1 pseudogene is annotated in these 1,536 nt (G+C 67.0%); it reads right to left on the minus strand.

What is annotated here, in order from left to right:
- A pseudogene (gene guaA / locus ACU5AP_RS16240) lies at window positions 1-1,400 on the minus strand (glutamine-hydrolyzing GMP synthase); the annotation flags it as partial.
- Between the last annotated feature and the right edge of the window lie 136 nt (window positions 1,401-1,536).

The following is a 1,536-nucleotide window of genomic DNA, read 5'->3' on the forward strand; positions in this document are numbered from 1 at the left end:
AGGGCCAGCACCTTTTCATAGGTGCGGGCGTCGCCCTGGACGCCGACCGTCTTGACCGGCAGCAGCACGGCGAATGCCTGTCAAATGTCGTCGTAGAGGCCCGCCTTGCGGATCTCGTCCAGATAGATGGCGTCCGCGTCCTGCAGGGTGGCGACCGCCTCCGGCGTGATCTCGCCGGGGATGCGGATGGCCAGGCCCGGTCCGGGGAAGGGATGGCGGCCGACGAAGGCGTCCGTCAGGCCCAGTTCGCGGCCAAGCGCCCGCACCTCGTCCTTGAACAGTTCGCGCAGGGGTTCCACCAGCTTCAGCTTCATGAAGTCCGGCAGGCCGCCGACGTTGTGGTGGCTCTTGATGACGTGAGAGGGGCCGCCGGTCGGGGACACGCTCTCGATCACGTCGGGATAGAGGGTGCCCTGGGCCAGGAAGGCGGCGCCTTCGATCTTGGCGGCCTCGCGGTCGAACACCTCGATGAAGACGCGGCCGATAGTCTTGCGCTTGGTTTCCGGGTCCGAAATCCCGGCCAGTTCGCCGAGAAATTCCTTAGACGCATCAACGTGCACCAGCGGGATGTTGTAGTGCTCGAGGAACAGTTCCGTGACCTGCTTGGCCTCGTCCTTGCGCAGCAGGCCGGTGTCGACGAAGACGCAGGTCAGCTGGTCGCCGATGGCCTCGTGGATCAGCACGGCGGCGACCGATGAGTCGACCCCGCCCGACAGGCCGCAGATGACCTTGGCGTCGCCGACCTGTTCGCGGATCTTGGCGATCTGCTCGTCGCGATAGGCGGCCATGGTCCAGTCGCCGGTCAGGCCCGCCACGCCGTGGGTGAAGTTCTTCAGCAGCTGGGCGCCGCGCGGGGTGTGCACCACCTCGGGGTGGAACTGCACGCCGTAGATCTTGCGCGCCTCATCGGCAATGGCGGCGAAGGGCGCGCCTTCCGAGGTGGCGATGACGTGGAAGCCTTCCGGCAGGGCCGTCACGCGGTCGCCGTGGCTCATCCACACCGGCTCGCGGTGATCCAGGGCGCCGATCCCCGCGAACAGCGGGCTGTCCTTGGTGATGACGATCTCGGCGCGGCCGAACTCGGCGTGGTGGCCGCTCTCGACCTTGCCGCCCAGCTCGGCGCAGATCAGCTGCTCGCCGTAGCAGATGCCCAGGATCGGCGCGCCGTAGTCGAAGACGGCGTGATCGACGCGCGGGCTGTCCGCCTCGGTCGTAGAATTGGGGCCGCCCGACAGGATGATGGCTTGCGGCTGCATCGCCGCCAAAGCCTCGCCCGCCTTGTTGTAGGGGTGAATCTCGCAATAGACCCCGGCCTCGCGCAGGCGGCGCGCGATCAGCTGCGTCACCTGGCTGCCGAAATCGACGATGAGCACCTTCTGGTGTTGGGTCGGCTGGGTCATGAGGTCGAATCCGGGGCGAGCGATTGGGCGAGGGTTTGGCCCTGAAGGGCCGGAATTTCAAGGGCGGAGAGGCCTGAGTTCGTCAGCACCGCGATCAAGCCGTCCACGGCCTGGGCCAGGTTCTCGTCCACCAGAT

This window comes from Brevundimonas sp. RM1 (assembly GCF_052907225.1).